Raw genomic sequence first — 18,060 nt, 5'->3', positions numbered from 1 at the left:
GACCGCGGAATGTTCTGTGACCCCTGGATGTCGATCTTCAGGTCGAGCGCCTTGAACATCGTGAGGGCGGCACCGACGACCGGCCGATATACCGGGGGTGGCCCGCTTCCCATGTCGGCCACTCACAGCCCGCGCGCGACCTCCGTCGCCCAGTAGGTCAGGATCATGTCCGCCCCGGCGCGCTTGATGCCGAGCAGAGTCTCCGCGATCGCCTTGTCCCGGTCGATCCAGCCCTTCTCCGCCGCCGCCTCGACCATCGCGTACTCACCGCTGATCTGGTACGCCGCGACCGGCACGTCCACCGACTCCGCGACCTTCGCCAGGACGTCCAGATAAGGACCGGCCGGCTTCACCATCACCATGTCGGCGCCCTCTTCGAGGTCCAGCGCCAGTTCCCGCATCGACTCACGGACGTTCGCCGGGTCCTGCTGGTACGTCTTGCGGTCGCCGCGCAGAGACGAACCGACGGCCTCGCGGAAGGGCCCGTAGAAGGCTGACGAGTACTTCGCCGTGTAGGCCAGGATCGCCACGTCCTCCTTGCCGATGGTGTCCAGCGCATCGCGGATGACGCCGACCTGGCCGTCCATCATCCCGCTCGGACCCACCACATGGACGCCCGCGTCCGCCTGGACCTGGGCCATCTCGGCGTACCGCTCCAGCGTCGCGTCGTTGTCGACCCGCCCGTCCGCGTCGAGGACGCCGCAGTGCCCGTGATCCGTGTACTCGTCCAGACACAGGTCGGACATGATGACGAGCTCGTCGCCGACTTCGGCCTTCACGTCACGGATCGCGACCTGGAGGATCCCGTCCGGGTCGGTGCCCGCCGTACCGAGGGCGTCCTTCTTCGCGTCGTCCGGCACCCCGAAGAGCATGATCCCGGCGACACCCGCCTCACGGGCCTCGACGGCCGCCTTGCGCAGGGTGTCGCGCGTGTGCTGCACGACGCCGGGCATCGCGGAGATGGGAACCGGCTCGCTGATCCCCTCACGTACGAAGGCGGGGAGGATCAGATCGGCCGGATGCAGCCGGGTCTCGGCGACCATGCGCCGCAGGGCGGGAGTGGTCCGCAGTCGCCGCGGCCGCGCGCCGGGGAAGGATCCGTACACAGTCATACGGCAACGCTACGCCCGTCCGGGAGGGGCAATTACCGACAGGGCGTCGGGCCACGTGCGGGCCCACGCGGCCGCCCGCGGCGGGCCATCGCGACCCGGGGCTCCGCCCGTTTCAGGGCTGGGGTGCCCGCGCCTGCTGTGCGGACCGGTGGGCCGGCGTCCCGCAGCCCGCGCCGGCCGCACACACACCACCCTGGCGGGACACACCCAGGCCCCGCCGAGGGACCGACAGCAGGCGTCCGCAGCCCCGGACGGGGGCCGACTCGGCCCCGCGGGGTCCCCCGGGTCCGGGGACAGCGCCCCCGGGAAACGGGAAGGGGCGGGGAGGGGAAAACCCCCACCCCGCCCCTGCGCGGTCATCTCACATCACGTCGTCCGGCGACGCCGCCCACCCGGCCGCCGCTCGCTCGGCCGCGTCACATGCTCCCCGGCCTCCACGGCCGCCGCACGCCTGCGCGCACCGAACTCCGCGAGCGCCTCCGCGAGCCTGTGCACCGAAGGCTCCGGCGAGAGCACGTCCACCCGCAGCCCGTGCTCCTCCGCCGTCTTCGCGGTCGCCGGGCCGATACAGGCGATCACCGTCACGTTGTGCGGCTTCCCGGCGATACCCACCAGGTTCCGCACGGTCGACGACGACGTGAAGAGCACGGCGTCGAAGCCACCGCCCTTGATCGCCTCACGCGTGTCCGCCGGCGGCGGCGACGCGCGCACGGTCCGGTACGCGGTCACATCGTCGACCTCCCAGCCCAGGTCGATGAGCCCGGCCACCAGCGTCTCGGTCGCGATGTCCGCACGCGGCAGGAAGACCCGGTCGATCGGGTCGAAGACGGGGTCGTACGGCGGCCAGTCCTCGAGCAGACCCGCCGCGGACTGCTCACCGCTGGGCACCAGGTCCGGCTTGACCCCGAAGTCCACCAGCGCCGCCGCGGTCTGATCGCCCACCGCCGCGACCTTGATCCCGGCGAAGGCGCGGGCGTCGAGCCCGTACTCCTCGAACTTCTCGCGCACCGCCTTGACCGCGTTGACCGAGGTGAAGGCGATCCACTCGTAACGCCCGGTCACCAGCCCCTTGACCGCACGCTCCATCTGCTGCGGCGTGCGCGGGGGCTCGACCGCGATGGTCGGCACCTCGTGCGGCACGGCACCGTAGGAACGAAGTTGGTCGGAGAGCGACGCCGCCTGCTCCTTGGTCCGCGGCACGAGCACCTTCCAGCCGAACAGCGGCTTGGACTCGAACCACGCGAGCTGGTCGCGCTGAGCAGCGGCACTGCGCTCACCGACCACGGCTATGACGGGCTGGTGGCCGTCCGGGGACGGCAGCACTTTCGCCTGCTTCAGCGTCTGCGCGATCGTGCCGAGCGTCGCCGTCCACGTCCGCTGCCGCGTCGTCGTACCGGCGACCGTGACGGTCATCGGGGTGTCGGGCTTGCGGCCGGCCGTCACCAGCTCACCCGCCGCCGCGGCGACCGTGTCCAGGGTGGTGGACACGACGACCGTGCCGTCGCTGGCACCGACCTCGGTCCAGCACCGGTCGCTGGCCGTGCGCGCATCGACGAACCGGACGTCCGCGCCCTGCGCGTCGCGCAGCGGGACACCGGCGTACGCGGGCACACCGACCGCGTTGGCGACACCCGGCACCACCTCGAAGGGAATCCCCTCCGAGGCGCAGGCGAGCATCTCCTGACCTGCGTCGGTGTCCAGCCCCGGGTCACCGGTCACCGCACGCACGACCCGCTTGCCGGAGCGCGCGGCCTCCATGACAAGATTGGCCGCATCCCTGAGGACCGGGATCCCGACGGTTGTTGACGACCTGTCAACAACCGTCAGCTCAGGCGTGCTTACGCCCGCCCGCGCATGGCTGCGTACGACGTCGAGCACATCAGGCTCGGCGATCAGCACGTCGGCGCATGCGAGCGCCTCCACGGCGCGCAAGGTCAGCAGACCGGGGTCGCCGGGACCGGCCCCCAGGAAGGTGACATGCCCGTGACCGCGTGCGGGAAGGGCTGGATGGTTCGAGGCGGTGGGGCTCAATGTGCTCGCTCCCCCATAAGACCGGCTGCACCCTTGGCGAGCATCTCGGACGCGAGTTCGCGACCGACTGCTATGGCCTCGTCGTGCGACGCGGGTACGGGACCGGTGGTGGACAGCTGCACCAGCGTCGAGCCGTCGGTCGTGCCGACGACGCCGCGCAGGCGCATTTCGGTGACAGCCTGGCCGTCGTCCAGAAGGTCGGCCAGCGCACCCACAGGTGCGGAGCAGCCGGCCTCCAGGGCGGCGAGCAGGGAACGCTCGGCGGTCACGGCGACCCGGGTGTGCGGGTCGTCGAGCTCGGCGAGCGCGGCGGCGAGGTCCGCATTCGCTGCGGTGCACTCGACTGCCAGTGCCCCCTGGCCGGGGGCGGGCAGGACGGAGTCGACCGACAGGAAGTCGGTCACCTCGTCGGTGCGTCCGATCCGGCTGAGCCCGGCCGCGGCGAGAACCACCGCGTCCAGCTCACCGTTTCGGACATAGCCGACGCGGGTGTCTATGTTGCCGCGGATCGGTACGGTCTCGATCTCGAGTCCGTGCGAACGCGCGTACGCGTTCAGCTGCGCCATCCGGCGCGGCGAGCCGGTGCCGACGCGGGCGCCGTGCGGCAGCCGGTCGAGCGTCAGACCGTCGCGCGCGACCAGCACATCGCGCGGGTCCTCGCGCTTCGGGATCGCGGCCAGCACGAGGTCGTCGTGCTGCGTGGTCGGCAGGTCCTTCAGCGAGTGCACGGCGAAGTCGACCTCGCCGCGCAGCAGCGCTTCGCGCAGCGCGACGACGAACACTCCGGTGCCGCCGATCTGCGCGAGGTGCTCACGGGAGACATCGCCGTACGTGGTGATCTCGACGAGCTCGACGGCCCGGCCGGTCGCCCGGCGCACCGCGTCCGCCACGTGGCCGGACTGGGCCATGGCCAGCTTGCTGCGTCTGGTCCCGAGCCTCAGTGCCCTCTCGGTCATACTCGCCCTCGGTTCTTGACGTCTGCGTCATTCAGGTCGGCCCGGCTGACGGAAGCGACCGTCTCCGGGTCGAGGTCGAAGAGTGTCCGCAGCGCGTCCGCGTAGCCGGCACCGCCGGGTTCGCCGGCCAGCTGCTTGATCCGCACGGTCGGCGCGTGCAGGAGCTTGTCCACGACACGGCGCACGGTCTGGGTGATCTCGGCACGCTGCTTGTCGTCCAGGTCGGGCAGCCGGCCCTCGAGCCGCGCGACCTCACCGGCCACGACATCCGCGGCCATGGTGCGCAGGGCGACCACGGTCGGGGTGATGTGCGCGGCCCGCTGGGCGGCGCCGAAGGCTGCCACCTCGTCGGCCACGATGCTCCGCACCTGGTCCACGTCGGCGGCCATCGGCGCGTCGGCGGAGGCCTCGGCCAGCGACTCGATGTCGACGAGCCGCACTCCGGCCAGACGATGGACGGCGGCATCGATGTCGCGGGGCATGGCCAGGTCGAGCAGCGCGAGCCGCACGGGCCCGGTGGTGTGCACCGTGACCGGGTTCCTGTCGGTCCGCGGGGCCCGGGAGGCGTTGTCGACCCAGGTGCCGTGCTGTGCCAGGGCGCCGTCGTCCAGTCCGACAGGGCACACCTCGGCATCGCCCGGCCGGGCGGCGACGTCGCCTTCGCCGGCCGCAACATCCGCACCGGACGTGGCCGGGAAGCCGGCCGTGTCCTCTGCCCGCCCCGGCACCTCCGCGACCCGCCCGTCCCGCGCAGCGGCCGCGGCCAGCCGGGCGACAACGCTGCCTTCGGGTGCCCTCAGGTCGGCGCCGGAAGACGCCCCCGGCACGACGTGCTGCGCGAGCGCCGCCGCGACGGACTGTGCCGTCAGGACCAGCCCGGTCGCACCGGTGCACGAGACGGCCACATCGGCACGTGTCAGCTCTTCGGCCACGTCCGCCATGGACACGGCATGGGCGCGCACGCCGCCCGGCGCGCTCAGCGCCGCCGCCAGCCGCTCGGCGCGATCCTGGGTCCGGTTCGCGATGACCAGTTCCGACACGCCGAGGCGGGCAAGCGTCGTCGCGGCGAGCGAGGACATCGAGCCCGCGCCGATGACCAGCGCCCGCTTGCCGGCCGCCCACGTCTCGACGGGCGCGCCCGCAGCGAGCTGCTCGAGACCGAAGGTGACGAGCGACTGCCCGGCACGGTCGATCCCGGTCTCGCTGTGCGCGCGCTTGCCGACCCGCAGGGCCTGCTGGAACAGGTCGTTGATCAGCCGTCCGGCGGTGTGCAGTTCCTGCCCGAGGGCCAGGGCGTCCTTGATCTGTCCGAGGATCTGCCCCTCGCCGACCACCATGGAGTCGAGCCCGCAGGCCACCGAGAACAGATGGTGGACGGCCCGGTCCTCGTAGTGCACGTACAGATAGGGAGTGAGCTCCTCGAGGCCCACCCCGCTGTGCTGGGCCAGCAGCGTGGACAGCTCGGCGACACCGGCGTGGAACTTGTCCACGTCGGCGTACAGCTCGATGCGGTTGCAGGTGGCCAGTACCGCCGCCTCGGCGGCGGGCTCCGCGGCCAGGGTGTCGTGCAGCAGCTTGATCTGCGCGTCCGAGGGCAGGGAGGCCCGCTCCAGCACGCTCACCGGCGCACTGCGATGGCTCAGCCCGACGACCAGGAGACTCATGCCGGCATCACGGCGGGCATGTCCCCGTCGGGTCCCTTCCGGCCTGCGGCCTCGGCCTCCTCGCCGGCCTTCCGCTGCTCGTGGAAGGCGAGGATCTGCAGCTCGATGGAGAGGTCGACCTTGCGCACGTCGACGCCGTCCGGCACCGACAGGACGGTGGGCGCGAAGTTCAGGATGGAGGTGACGCCGGCGGCGACCAGGCGCTCACACACCTGCTGGGCCGCGCCCGCGGGTGTCGCGATGACGCCGATGGACACGCCGTTGTCACTGATGATCTTCTCGAGGTCGTCGCTGTGCTGCACGGGCATGCCCGCGACGGGCTTTCCGGCCATTGCCGGGTCGGCGTCGATCAGCGCCGCGACGCGGAAGCCGCGCGAGGCGAAGCCGCCGTAGTTGGCCAGCGCGGCGCCGAGGTTACCGATACCGACGATCACAACCGGCCAGTCCTGGGTCAGCCCCAGTTCACGCGAGATCTGGTAGACGAGATACTCGACGTCGTAGCCGACACCACGGGTCCCGTAGGAGCCGAGGTACGAGAAGTCCTTGCGCAGCTTCGCGGAGTTGACGCCTGCGGCAGCCGCGAGCTCCTCGGAGGAGACCGTGGGTACGGACCGCTCGGACAGCGCGGTGAGTGCGCGCAGATACAGCGGAAGCCGGGCGACGGTGGCCTCGGGGATTCCTCGGCTACGGGTCGCCGGTCGGTGATTTCGGCCAGTTGCCACGGTGCTCCTGCGGGATGAGCGAGGCTGCAGGCGGCCAGATGTTCCGAGACCGCCCCGTCGAATGCAGGCTATGTCTTTGTGAACGCGTGCACAAAGATGGTGTCCCATTTGTCCGAGCAAAGTGACCGGGGTCACGCAATCCGAACACCGGATTCCGGAACCGCGGGCCACCCCGATCCGTTGCAGAGCCAATGGGGGCAAAGCCGTACACACTCCTCACGATGACGCCCCCGAGACCGCTGGATCCGCCTACTGTGCCCTGTCCTCGTCGTGTCCCGATAGAGCCCGGCGACCGGCGGAGCAAACCCAGCAAAACGACCATGATGGTAACCGTCGCCGGCGCTACGCCCCCAGCGCGCGACGCAGCCGCTCGGCGTCCACCTTCCAGAAGGTGTGCTGCTCGCCGTCCACCAGCACCACCGGGATCTGCTCCCAGTACGCGCGGTGCAGCTCCTCGTCCTGTGTGATGTCCTTCTCCTCCCACGAAGCACCCGTCTGCGCGCAGACCGCCTCGATCACCACCCGCGCGTCGTCACAGAGGTGACACCCGGGCTTCCCGATCAACGTGACCACGCGCTCACCGGCCTTCTTCTTCGTACGCCGCAACAGGGGACTCATACGCCCATTCTCCGCCCGTCCGCGCCGACTCCGGTTCCTGCCGCGGCGGCCTGTTTAACAGGGAGGTCGCGCACTGTTCACGCCATCGCTTTCCGGCACGTCGGGAAGTGTGGGGGTGACTGGCTATGCTCACGTCATGGCCGCACTGGGATGGCTCACCCCCCGTAGGAGCTCCGCCACCGCACGCAGCGTGCTCGCAGGCGAAGCCGCAGCCGAGGCAGCCCGCAAGTCCTCGCAGGCGTACGAGGTTCTCGACGCAGCGAAGGACGGCAGGGCGCACGCCGCGGAACCGGCTTTCCCCGTCGCCGGGGACGACCGCGCCGCCGCCTTCTTCGACCTCGACAACACGGTCATGCAGGGCGCCGCGATCTTCCACTTCGGCCGCGGCCTGTACAAGCGGAAGTTCTTCCAGCGCCGCGAACTGGCCCGGTTCGCCTGGCAGCAGACGTGGTTCCGGCTCGCCGGCGTCGAGGACCCGGAGCATATGCAGGACGTGCGCGAGTCCGCGCTGTCCATCGTCAAGGGCCACCGCGTCTCCGAGCTCATGAGCATCGGCGAGGAGATCTACGACGAGTACATGGCCGACCGCATCTGGCCCGGCACCCGCGCCCTCGCCCAGGCCCATCTCGACGCGGGCCAGAAGGTCTGGCTCGTGACCGCGGCACCGGTCGAGACCGCCACGATCATCGCCCGCCGCCTCGGGCTGACCGGCGCGCTCGGCACGGTCGCCGAGTCCGTCGACGGCGTCTACACCGGCAAGTTGGTGGGCGAGCCGCTGCACGGACCCGCCAAGGCCGAGGCCGTACGCGCCCTGGCAGCCGCCGAGTGCCTGGACCTCGGCCGGTGCGCCGCCTACAGCGACTCCCACAACGACATCCCGATGCTCTCGCTGGTCGGGCACCCGTACGCGATCAACCCGGACACCAAGCTGCGCAAGCACGCGCGGGCCCTGGACTGGCGGCTGCGCGACTACCGGACCGGCCGCAAGGCGGCCAAGGTCGGCATCCCCGCCGCGGCAGGTGTGGGAGCGCTGGCCGGTGGCACCGCGGCCGCGGTCGCCCTGCATCGCCGCCGCCGCTGACGCCCCCCGTCACCGGCCGTACCCGGCAGGGCGACGCCGTTCGGCGTACCCCTTCGCCTGCGGCCACTGCGGGCCTGCGCCCCCTTCCCCGCGCGTGTCGGCGGCCAATCCCCCGGTGGTGACCCACGACCGCCTCCGGCCAGTCCTGTTACGGGCGCCCGGCCACAACCCACCACCCGAAAAGACAGATCACGCACCAATTCGATCAACAACTGCTCACAATGTGCGACTTGATCTGTCGCCTAGGCGTAACAGAAGCGACGGAAACGACGATTTGAGCAACTGGGTGTAGCACTGCCTGTACGAAGCGTTATTCTCCTCAGACGCATGACGGACCCCACCAGTCCCCACGACGGGTGAACGGTCCCGCACTGCACGTGATGGAAGCTCTGCCTCTGGGAGTCCCGTGTACCCACACGTCGGGGTTGACGCCTCGGGCCTGGCTACGCTGCGCGCAGCGGTCCTCGACCACTTGCGCGGCTTCGTCCCCACCGCGTACGCCGTCCCTGCAATCGCCACGTCCGGCCTCGCCGTCAACGGCCCGGCCGCCCCCTGCTACGCCCTGGCCGACGGTCGCGCCGCAGTGGGCAGACGCGGGAGCCGCAGCACCTCGGGCGCCTCGACCACCGCCCGCAGGCCCACCGCCGACAGCGACAGCGCCCGCATGATGGACCTCGTCGAGCGCGCGCAAGCGGGCGAGGCGGAGGCCTTCGGCCGGCTCTACGACCAGTACAGCGACACCGTCTACCGCTACATCTACTACCGCGTGGGCGGCAAGGCGACGGCGGAGGACCTCACCAGCGAGACCTTCCTGCGTGCCCTGCGCCGCATCTCCACCTTCACCTGGCAGGGCCGCGACTTCGGCGCCTGGCTGGTGACGATCGCCCGCAATCTGGTCGCCGACCACTTCAAGTCGAGCCGTTTCCGGCTCGAAGTGACCACCGGCGAGATGCTCGACGCCAACGAGGTGGAGCGCAGCCCCGAGGACTCCGTCCTCGAATCGCTCTCCAACGCCGCACTGCTCGAAGCGGTCCGCAAGCTCAACCCCCAGCAGCAGGAGTGCGTGACACTGCGCTTCCTGCAGGGCCTCTCGGTCGCCGAGACGGCCAGGGTGATGGGGAAGAACGAGGGCGCGATCAAGACCCTCCAGTACCGGGCCGTCAGGACACTGGCTCGCCTCCTCCCCGAAGACGCCCGCTGAGACACCTCCCCTCCCCTGCTGTCCCCGACCCCCGTATGTCGCCCCCCACACCATCGACCCTTACCCGACTCACATTCGGTGACGCCCGATGACGCACTGGTCCGATCATCTTTCGCGCGTAACCCAAGTGCCGCGCCGCTCGTTGTGCGGGATGCAGGCTCCCTGTGGACACGCCATGTCCGCTTCCACTCACTCGTTCGTGTGGATTCGCTCAAGGCGTGCAACCCTCCAGACGCCCAGGGGAGTCGACCGTCATGACGAGAGGAGGTGCCGCCAGTGATCGCGAACGTTTCGGCGCACCGGCGGGCGAACGCCTTCGCCCAGGCCTTGGAAGATCAGGATCCTGAGCAGCCGGACGAGTCGGTCGAACCGACCGAGCGCGGACGGCTGTTGGCCCTGGCGAACGGCCTCGGCGAGCTGCCGAAGCCGGAGCTGGACCCCGAGGTCAAAGTGGTGCAGCGAGCCCAGCTCGTGGCCGCCATGGAAGCGATGTTCGCCGCGGGAGGTACAACCTCGGGCCCTACGGTGCCCGAGCAGCGGACCCACGGCCGCGGCGCCCATCGGGCCGCCCCGCTCCGGAAGCTCCGACCACGCTCCCGGTGGTCGAAGGGGCTTGCGGCCGGTGGACTGACCGTCGGTGTAGCCGCGGGCGCCTTCGGGGGAGTGGCCGCCGCCAGTTCCGACGCCCTCCCCGGTGACTCGCTGTACGGGCTGAAGCGTGGCATGGAGGACTTCAAACTCAACCTGGCGGACGGTGACTCCGACCGGGGCGAGCTCTACCTCGACCAGGCATCGACCCGTCTCAGCGAGGCCCGCCGCCTGATGGAGCGTGCCCGCGCCGGCGACATGGACCACGAATCCCTCGGCGAGGTCCGCCGCACGCTCAACGGTATGGGCCACGACGTCAGCGAGGGCCACCGGCTGCTGTCCGCGGCGTACGAACGGGACGGCTCGCTCGGCCCGATCGCCACGCTCAATTCGTTCTCCCGCTCGCACCGGGAGACGTGGAACGGACTGCGCGACCGCCTGCCCGCCCAGCTGACCGATGTCGGCAAACAGGTGAACGACGCCTTCGACGCCATAGACCAACAGGTCGGCCCGCTCGAGTCGCTGCTGCCCCGTATGCCGGACAGCGGCCGCGGCTCCCGGAGCCCCGGGACCACGCAGGGCTCCGGGCACACAGCGGGCCCCGGCAGCCGCACGGCGCCGTCCTCACCGGACAGCACCGCCGGCCGCACGGGGGAGGACAGCAAGCCGCAGCCGTCCGGCTCCAGTTCGGTCTCGGGCGACGGGCTGCTCGGCGGTGGCACGGGCGATCTGCTCGATCCCCCGGCGCAGGGCACCGGCCCGTCCCCGTCCGGCAGGCAGTCCACCGCGCCGGGTCCGGACATCACCATCCCGCCGCTGCTCCCCGGCATCCTGCCGGGCCTCGGCCTCGACGGCGACGACGGGTAGCGACGCGAGGCGTCCGCGGACATGCGTGTGGGTGGGCCCCGGCCGGGGCCCACCCACACGCATGTGCTCAGAAGAAGACGGACCGGCGCTGCACCAGCAGCTTGTACAGCGTGTGCTGAATCTGTTCCCGGACCTGGTCGGTCAGATTGAACATCAGCATCGGGTCCTCCGCCGCCTCCGGCGGATACCCGTCCGTCGCGATCGGTTCCCCGAACTGGATCGTCCACTTCGTCGGCAGCGGCACCGCCCCGAGTGGCCCCAGCCACGGAAACGTCGGCGTGAGCGGGAAGTACGGGAACCCCAGCAGCCGCGCCAGCGTCTTCGCGTTCCCGAGCATCGGGTAGATCTCCTCCGCCCCGACGATCGAGCACGGCACGATCGGCACACCCGCGCGCAGCGCGGTCGACACGAAACCGCCGCGCCCGAAGCGCTGAAGCTTGTAGCGCTCGCTGAACGGCTTCCCGATGCCCTTGAAGCCCTCCGGCATCACCCCGACGACCTCACCCCGCTGCAGCAGCCGCTCGGCGTCCTCCGCACACGCCAGGGTGTGCCCCGCCTTGCGGGCCAGCTCGTTGACCACCGGCAGCATGAACACCAGATCCGCGGCGAGCAACCGGAGATGACGGCCCGCCGGATGGGTGTCGTGGACGGCCACCTGCATCATCAGCCCGTCCAGCGGCAGCGTCCCCGAGTGATTGGCCACCACCAGCGCCCCGCCGTCGGACGGGATGTTCTCGATGCCCTTCACCTCGACACGGAAGTACTTCTCGTACACCGGCCGCAGCAGCGACATCAGGACCTGGTCGGTCAGCTCCTCGTCGAAGCCGAACTCGTCGACCTCGTAGTCACCGGTCAGCCGGCGGCGCAGAAACGCCAGGCCGCCCGCGATCCGCCGGTCCCACCCGGCAGCGCCCGCCGACCGCGGCGCGGCCCGCGGGGCGTCGGCACCCGGGGCGCCCCCTGCGGCTTCCTCAGCGGTCCTGCCGGCCTCAGCGTCCGCCTGCGCCCCGGAGGGCGCTCCGCCGCCCGACTGCCCGGGCAGCGGGCTCACCGGCGCCTCACGGACCACGGCCGCGGGTTCGGCCTTCCTGCGACCGCCCCCCGCCGGGCGCCGCCGCGCCGGGCGGGGGGCCCCGCCGCGCGAACGGTCGTCGTCGAACGGAATGACCTTGGCGTCCGCCATCGTTGGCTGCGCTCCTTACCTGGCTTGTCCGGCCCTGTGAGTCGTCTGTGAGCCCGCAGGCCCACCGCTGTCCGCGCCCGGCAGCGCGGCCGCGAGCCGGTCCACGGCTCTGGAGACCGCTTCGGGCGGGAGCAGTCCCGGAGCCCGGCTGCGGGCGAAGTCCGCAAACGTTTCCGCAGTCGAGAACTTCGGGACGAATCCGAGTGTCTCGCGCATCTGGACCGTACTGACCACCCGGCCATGGGTGAGCAGCCGGATCTGCTCGGGCGAGAAGTCCGTGACGCCGACCGTACGCAGCGCCGAGCCGACCCAGGTGACCGCCGGCAGCAGCACCGGCAGCGTCGGCCGTCCCAGCCGGCGCGAGCACTGCGAGAGCGTCAGCACCCCGTCCCCGGCGACATTGAACGTGCCACTGTTCAGCGTGCCGCGCCGCGGCTCGTGCAGGGCGATCCGCAGCACGTCGATCACATCGTCCTCGTGGACGAACTGCAGACGCGGGTCGTAGCCGAAGACGGTCGGCATGACCGGAAGAGCGAAGAACTCGGCGAGCGGGGAGTCCGCGCACGGTCCCAGGATGTTCGCAAAGCGCAGTACGCACACGGCGACATCCGGGCGGCGCCGGGCAAAGCCGCGCACATATCCCTCGACCTCCACCGCGTCCTTGGCGAATCCGCCGCTCGGCAGCGACTTGGGCGGCGTGGTCTCGGTGAAGACGGCCGGATCGCGTGGGGCGGAGCCGTACACGCTCGTACTGGACTTGATCACCAGCCGCTTGACGGTGGGCGACTTCTGGCAGGCACCGAGCAGCTGCATGGTGCCGATGACATTGGTCTCCTTGACCGTGGTACGACCGCCTGCACCGAGCGGCGTACCCGTGACATCCATGTGCACGACCGTGTCGACGACATGCTCGGCCAGAACACGCGCTATCGCGGGCTGGCGGATGTCTGCGCGAATGAACTCGGCCCCGCCCAAGTGGTGCGCGGGCGCCACCGCGTCGACCCCGATCACCCGGTCGACCTCGGGATCCCGCTGGATACGCCGCACCAGACGGCCCCCGAGCTGCCGGGCCACCCCGGTGACGAGCACGACCTTTCCCAAGATCAGCGCCTTCCCCTAGGTCCTGTGCGTCACCGTAGCGCTTCGGTGTTGCGCTGTGATGACCGCCGGGCGCACTTTTGCCGTAAACGCACCTCGGCCCTTCCACCAGGTGGTGGAAGGGCCGAGCACGCGTACAGCTGCCGCTTACTTCTTGTTGCGACGCTGAACGCGGGTGCGCTTGAGCAGCTTGCGGTGCTTCTTCTTGGCCATCCGCTTACGCCGCTTCTTGATAACAGAGCCCACGACTACCCTCGCTCACTTCTCTTCACTCGGTGCGGGGCGTCTGGGCCCACACGACCTACGTCGGCCTAGCCTACCTGCCGCCGAGTGAGGGACGTAATCCGAGGGGAATCGTCGGCCCCTCATTACGCGGATTCCACCCCCACGAAGGATTCGCGGAGATACTCATGAACCGCTTGCTCCGGCACCCGGAACGACCTCCCCACCCGGATCGCCGGCAGATGACCGCTGTGCACCAACCGGTACACCGTCATCTTCGACACTCGCATGACAGAGGCAACCTCTGCCACCGTAAGAAACTTGACCTCGTTGAGAGGCCTCTCGCTGCCAGCAGCCATGACCCACCTGTACCTTCCGCACCCGACGCGCACCGGCTTCCCCTCCGGTGACTCAACGTCGCTGTGCGCTCACTCCCCAGACTAGGGGCGGGTGATACGAGTGGGGAAGAGGAGCAGCGATCGGCGGCCTACTGTGACAGACACGCTCGATTGAGTACATAGCGCGTCAGCGGGCGGTAGTAAGCGGACCGTACGGCGTCATCAACCGGAACGACGACCGAAATCCGACCCTCGGCCTCGCCCACGAAGAGGGCGGGATCATCGGTGTCCGCCAGCCCGATCGCCCCGATCCCCAGCTGACCTGCCCCGCAGACCCAGCCGTGATCACCGACGAGCAGCTCGGGAAACGGCCCGCCGTCCTCCGCGGCCGCCTGGAGGGCGACCCTGACCGGCAGCGGGGAATGACTGTGCGCCCCGAGTTCGCGCCCGCTCTCCCTCCGCCCGGGCTCGCACAGCAGCGCGACACCTCTTACGTACTCCAAGTTGTACGTACGTACGCCGAACCGGGTCGTTATGTCGACACATCGCCCCTGCGCAGGAGTGAGGACAGGACACCCCGCCGCCGACAAAGCGTCTGCCAGCCCGGCGTAGAACCCGAGCAGCCGCTGCGGATGCCCGGTCCCGAACATGACGGGCGCCCCCGCTCCGGCCACCTCGGCCAGCCGCTCAGCGAACGCGTCGAGCGCACACAACGTCAGCTCGGGATCGATGACGTCGGCCCCGGCACGATGCGCGGGATCTCCCGACACCCCGCACCTGGCGGCCATGAGGGCGATCAACTCGCGCTCCCCCCATGACGATTCGGGAACGAGCCCGAGGGTGACCCGCGGATCCCTGGCGGCGAACGCGCGATAGCTGCGCAGACTGGTCTCGCGCGACGTACCCACGACCCCCGCCAGCCCGAAGCCCACCAGATGCGCCCTCAGCGCTCCCCTGCTCACCACGCTCCCGATGCTGGCGCACCGCCTCACCCCGCGCGGCAAAAGCCGGGAGACGCCGCACTGTTGGCGTAATGCTCAGGGCGATGCCGGTGCGCGACGCCGGGTCCGCGGTGTGACGAGGAGCCACCCCACCACCCATATGGCTGAATCGCCCAGGGTGGAGCCGGGACCCGGGGGGATCTCCCGTCGCACAGAGGATCACCCGCACAGAGGATCAGCCGTCGTACAAGGGAGACGGCCGGAAGAACGTTTACGCCAGCAACCCTCTCAGCGGGAACACCGCCCGCCTCGTCGCCAGCACCGCCTGGTCCAGACGGTCCGCCGGGTCGTAGCCCTCCTCCCACGGCCGCCACGTCACCGAAGTCCGCCCGTCCGTCATACGCGCCGGCGCCAACTGGCGCGTCCGCGCGTACACCTCGTCCCGCCATGACGACGGGATCACCGACTCCGGGTCCACCGGCTCATGCGCCGCGATTCCCACCAGGTGTGTCCACGAGCGCGGCACCACGTCCACCACCGCGTATCCGCCACCGCCCAGCGCCACCCAGCGCCCGCCGTCCGCGTACTCGTGCGCCAGGTCATGACATGCCTCCTGCACCGCACGCTGCGCATCCAGCGAGACCGCCAGATGGGCCAGCGGGTCCTCGAAGTGCGTGTCCGCCCCGTGCTGTGTCACCAGCACCTGGGGACGGAAGTCCGCCAGCAGCTCGGGCACCACCGAGTGGAACGCCCGCAGCCACCCCGCGTCCCCCGTTCCCGCCGGCAACGCCACATTGACCGCGCTGCCCTCTCCCGCACCGGTCCCGCCGGTCTCCTCGGGCCAGCCGGTGCCCGGGAACAGCATGCGGGGATGCTCGTGCAGCGAGATCGTGAGCACCCGCGGATCGTCCCAGAAGGCCGCCTGCACGCCGTCCCCGTGATGCACGTCCACATCCACGTACGCGACGCGCTCGGCACCCAGCTCCAGCAGCCGCGCGATCGCCAGCGACGCGTCGTTGTAGATGCAGAACCCCGCCGCCGACCCAGGCATCGCGTGGTGCAGCCCGCCCGCGAAGTTCACCGCATGCGCCGCGTCGCCACGCCACACCGCTTCCGCGGCCCCTACCGACTGCCCGGCGATGAGCGCTGATGCCTCGTGCATCCCGGCGAACGCCGGATCGTCGAGCGTCCCGAGTCCGTACGACTGGTCCGCCGACCTCGGGTCCGCCGATGCCGCCCGCACCGCCGCCACGTAGTCCTCGCGATGCACGAGCCGGAGCGTCGAGTCCCCGGCCGCCTTGGCTGCCACCACGGTCATGGCGCGATCCAGCCCGTAGGACCGCACCAACCCCATGGTCAGCGCAAGCCGCACCGGATCCATCGGATGGCTGCTACCGAAGTCATACTTCGTTACCGCCTCGTCCCACATCAACAACCCGCGGCCGCTCATGCCCGCCACCGTATCGGGCGCCCGCGTCCGCGAACGAGCGGGCGTACACGAGCGTCGCCAGCACCAACACCATCGGCACCAGCATCGCCCCGCGGTAGCTCCACGTGTCACCGAGCGCCCCGACCAACGGAGACCCGATCAGGAACCCCACGTAATTGAATACGTTCAGCCGCGCCACCGCCGCGTCGCTCGCCCCCGGGAACAGCCGGCCGGCAGCCGCGAACGTCTGCGGCACGATCACACACAGCCCGAACCCCAGCAGCGTGAAACCGAGCATCCCCACCCAGGCGCCGGACGCGCCGGCCACCACCGCGAACCCGGCCGCGGCCAGCACCGCCCCGCACCTGACGACCGCCACCGCCCCGAAGCGCCGTACCCCGAAGTCGCCGAGGGCCCGGCCCACCAGCGTTGTCACCATGTAGGCGTTGTACGGAACGGTCGCCAGCTCCTCCGAGCTCCCGAGGACGTCCTGCAGATACTTCGCGCTCCAGTTGGAGACGGTCGAGTCCCCGATGTACGCGAACGTCATCACCAGACACAGCGGCAGCAGCAGCTTGAAGGCGACACCGTCCGCGCGGCCCGGGCCCGCCTTCGCGGCGACGTCGGACCGCCCCGGCGCCTGCCCCAGCGCGTGCCCCTGTGTCCCCTCCCCTGTCCTCTCTCCGTCGACGTACCACCCGCTCCCCACCAGCACCACCGGCAACAGCACCACGATCACCGGCAGATACGAGATCACCAGCGCCAGGTCCCAGTGCGCCCCCACCCAGGCCAGAGAGGCGCCGGCGATCCCGCCGAGGCTGTACGCAGCATGAAAGCCGAGCATGATGCTGCGCCCGTACGCCCGTTGAAGGCTGACCCCGAGCATGTTCATCGACGCGTCCAGGGCCCCGACCGACAGCCCGAACACGCCCAGGGCGACGGCCACCTCCCACATCTCGCTGCCCGCCCCGACCGCGAGCAGCCCAAGGAAGACCACAGGCTGCGCCCACCGCAGCACCACACTGGGCGCGAGGCGCCGCACGAGCCGCTCGGTCAGGACACTCGACAACCCGGCGAGGATCGGCACGGCCGCGAGGAAGACCGGCAGCAGGCCGTCGGATATGCCGTAACGGTCCTGCACGGCGGGGATACGGGTCACGAGGAGAGCGAAGGCGACCCCCTGCGCGAAGAAGCTCAACGCCAACGAGGCACGCCCGTGCCGCAACCGTGCATCTGTCATGGCCGCACAGCGTAAGCCCGGCCCCTACCCGTGGGTAGATGGCTGCAAGGGGTAGATCAAGCGAGCAGGGCCGGCAGCTCGGTCATCTCGGTGAAGTAGCCCGAGGCCCCCTCCAGCTTGTCCGCCGACAGCATGGCCGTGAACCCGTACACATCCATCCCCGCCGCCCTCGCGGCCTGCACACCGAGAGGGCTGTCCTCCACGACCACGCATCGCTGCGGTGCCACACCCATCCGCTCGGCGGCATGGACGAAGAGGTCGGGGTCCGGCTTGCCCCGCCCCACGTCCTGCGCGCTGAACACGGTGCCCTCGGCGAACCACCGGTGAAGCCCGGTCTTGCGGTGCCCTACGCGGATCCGCTCATGACTCCCGGACGAGGCCACGCAGTACGGCACGCCGTCCGCGGCCAGCTTCTCCAGGACGTCGGTCACCCCGTCGACGGCGACCAACTCCCGCTCAAAGGCGGCGAAGACACGAGCGTGCAGCGTCTCGTCGAAATCGTCGGGCAGGGCCTTCCCGGTCCGCTCGCGCACGAGGTCATGCACCCGATGCACGGCGGACCCCATGTAGTCCCGCAGGGAGTCCTCGTACGTCGTGGGGTGCCCGAGCTCGGTGAGATAGCCGGCCAGGATGGTGTTGGCAAGGGGCTCGCTGTCGACGAGCACACCGTCGTTGTCGAAGATGACAAGGTCATAGCGCATGCCCCTGACCCTAAACGCAAAAATGCCTCAACCCCCGGACAAGGTCCGGGGGTTGAGGCTAATGATTG

The 18,060-nt window shown here is 70.4% G+C and carries 17 protein-coding genes; 3 read left to right on the top strand and 14 right to left on the bottom strand.

Annotation, left to right across the window (positions count from 1 at the left end; all coding sequences use genetic code 11):
- Window positions 1-122 precede the first annotated feature (122 nt).
- The 6 genes from hemB to ABZ208_RS37805 all read right to left on the bottom strand — a co-directional run bounded on the left by hemB (window position 123) and on the right by ABZ208_RS37805 (window position 7,103).
- A complete protein-coding gene (gene hemB, locus ABZ208_RS37830) occupies window positions 123-1,112 on the bottom strand; it encodes a porphobilinogen synthase (RefSeq protein ID WP_356913992.1) in 990 nt (329 codons plus the stop codon).
- A 366-nt stretch (window positions 1,113-1,478) separates the two neighbouring features.
- Window positions 1,479-3,143: a bifunctional uroporphyrinogen-III C-methyltransferase/uroporphyrinogen-III synthase gene (locus ABZ208_RS37825; RefSeq protein WP_356913991.1), complete on the bottom strand. Its 1,665-nt coding sequence runs from the start codon at window positions 3,141-3,143 to the stop codon at window positions 1,479-1,481.
- The gene (gene hemC, locus ABZ208_RS37820) at window positions 3,140-4,099 is read right to left on the bottom strand and encodes a hydroxymethylbilane synthase (RefSeq protein ID WP_356913990.1); all 960 of its coding nucleotides are present in this window, start codon (window positions 4,097-4,099) and stop codon (window positions 3,140-3,142) included. The genes ABZ208_RS37825 and hemC overlap by 4 nt, the downstream gene beginning before the upstream one ends.
- Complete coding sequence (locus ABZ208_RS37815) at window positions 4,096-5,763, bottom strand: glutamyl-tRNA reductase (RefSeq protein ID WP_356913989.1); 1,668 nt, start codon at window positions 5,761-5,763, stop codon at window positions 4,096-4,098. Before ABZ208_RS37815 ends, hemC begins: the two co-directional genes overlap by 4 nt.
- A complete protein-coding gene (locus tag ABZ208_RS37810; RefSeq protein ID WP_356913988.1) occupies window positions 5,760-6,485 on the bottom strand; it encodes a redox-sensing transcriptional repressor Rex in 726 nt (241 codons plus the stop codon). Before ABZ208_RS37810 ends, ABZ208_RS37815 begins: the two co-directional genes overlap by 4 nt.
- A gap of 342 nt (window positions 6,486-6,827) precedes the next feature.
- The gene (locus ABZ208_RS37805) at window positions 6,828-7,103 is read right to left on the bottom strand and encodes a glutaredoxin family protein (RefSeq protein ID WP_328397985.1); all 276 of its coding nucleotides are present in this window, start codon (window positions 7,101-7,103) and stop codon (window positions 6,828-6,830) included.
- Between the two features lie 136 nt (window positions 7,104-7,239).
- On the opposite strand from ABZ208_RS37805, the gene ABZ208_RS37800 reads away from it, so the two are divergent.
- The 3 genes from ABZ208_RS37800 (at window position 7,240) to ABZ208_RS37790 (ending at window position 10,840) form a co-directional block, all read left to right on the top strand.
- Window positions 7,240-8,184, top strand: a complete 945-nt coding sequence (locus ABZ208_RS37800; protein WP_356913987.1) for an HAD-IB family hydrolase — start codon at window positions 7,240-7,242, stop codon at window positions 8,182-8,184.
- A 406-nt stretch (window positions 8,185-8,590) separates the two neighbouring features.
- On the top strand, window positions 8,591-9,385 hold the full coding sequence (locus ABZ208_RS37795; RefSeq protein ID WP_328397989.1) for an ECF subfamily RNA polymerase sigma factor, BldN family: 795 nt from the start codon (window positions 8,591-8,593) through the stop codon (window positions 9,383-9,385).
- A 276-nt stretch (window positions 9,386-9,661) separates the two neighbouring features.
- Complete coding sequence (locus ABZ208_RS37790; protein ID WP_356913986.1) at window positions 9,662-10,840, top strand: DUF5667 domain-containing protein; 1,179 nt, start codon at window positions 9,662-9,664, stop codon at window positions 10,838-10,840.
- A 67-nt stretch (window positions 10,841-10,907) separates the two neighbouring features.
- On the opposite strand, the gene ABZ208_RS37785 is transcribed toward ABZ208_RS37790, so the two are convergent.
- From ABZ208_RS37785 to ABZ208_RS37750, 8 genes are all read right to left on the bottom strand, one after another.
- Window positions 10,908-12,023 (bottom strand): lysophospholipid acyltransferase family protein, encoded by a 1,116-nt coding sequence (locus ABZ208_RS37785; RefSeq protein ID WP_356913985.1) that lies wholly within the window; start codon window positions 12,021-12,023, stop codon window positions 10,908-10,910.
- Between the two features lie 15 nt (window positions 12,024-12,038).
- Window positions 12,039-13,124 (bottom strand): NAD-dependent epimerase/dehydratase family protein, encoded by a 1,086-nt coding sequence (locus ABZ208_RS37780; protein WP_356913984.1) that lies wholly within the window; start codon window positions 13,122-13,124, stop codon window positions 12,039-12,041.
- 144 nt (window positions 13,125-13,268) lie between these two features.
- On the bottom strand, window positions 13,269-13,367 hold the full coding sequence (locus tag ABZ208_RS37775; RefSeq protein WP_003948845.1) for an AURKAIP1/COX24 domain-containing protein: 99 nt from the start codon (window positions 13,365-13,367) through the stop codon (window positions 13,269-13,271).
- 122 nt (window positions 13,368-13,489) lie between these two features.
- Window positions 13,490-13,702, bottom strand: coding sequence for a helix-turn-helix domain-containing protein (locus ABZ208_RS37770; RefSeq protein ID WP_014046653.1), 213 nt, complete (start codon window positions 13,700-13,702; stop codon window positions 13,490-13,492).
- 128 nt (window positions 13,703-13,830) lie between these two features.
- Window positions 13,831-14,646: a phosphatase gene (locus tag ABZ208_RS37765; protein WP_356913983.1), complete on the bottom strand. Its 816-nt coding sequence runs from the start codon at window positions 14,644-14,646 to the stop codon at window positions 13,831-13,833.
- A 247-nt stretch (window positions 14,647-14,893) separates the two neighbouring features.
- On the bottom strand, window positions 14,894-16,072 hold the full coding sequence (locus tag ABZ208_RS37760; RefSeq protein ID WP_356913982.1) for an acetoin utilization protein AcuC: 1,179 nt from the start codon (window positions 16,070-16,072) through the stop codon (window positions 14,894-14,896).
- Complete coding sequence (locus ABZ208_RS37755) at window positions 16,023-17,291, bottom strand: MFS transporter (RefSeq protein WP_356913981.1); 1,269 nt, start codon at window positions 17,289-17,291, stop codon at window positions 16,023-16,025. The genes ABZ208_RS37760 and ABZ208_RS37755 overlap by 50 nt, the downstream gene beginning before the upstream one ends.
- Before the next feature lie 56 nt (window positions 17,292-17,347).
- A complete protein-coding gene (locus ABZ208_RS37750; protein WP_356913980.1) occupies window positions 17,348-17,992 on the bottom strand; it encodes an HAD family hydrolase in 645 nt (214 codons plus the stop codon).
- Window positions 17,993-18,060 lie beyond the last annotated feature (68 nt).

This window comes from Streptomyces sp. NPDC006208, assembly GCF_040613775.1.
Classification (GTDB): domain Bacteria; phylum Actinomycetota; class Actinomycetes; order Streptomycetales; family Streptomycetaceae; genus Streptomyces.
The sequence above is the reverse complement of the archived record's forward strand: the minus strand, read 5'-3'. Positions and strand labels throughout refer to the sequence as shown.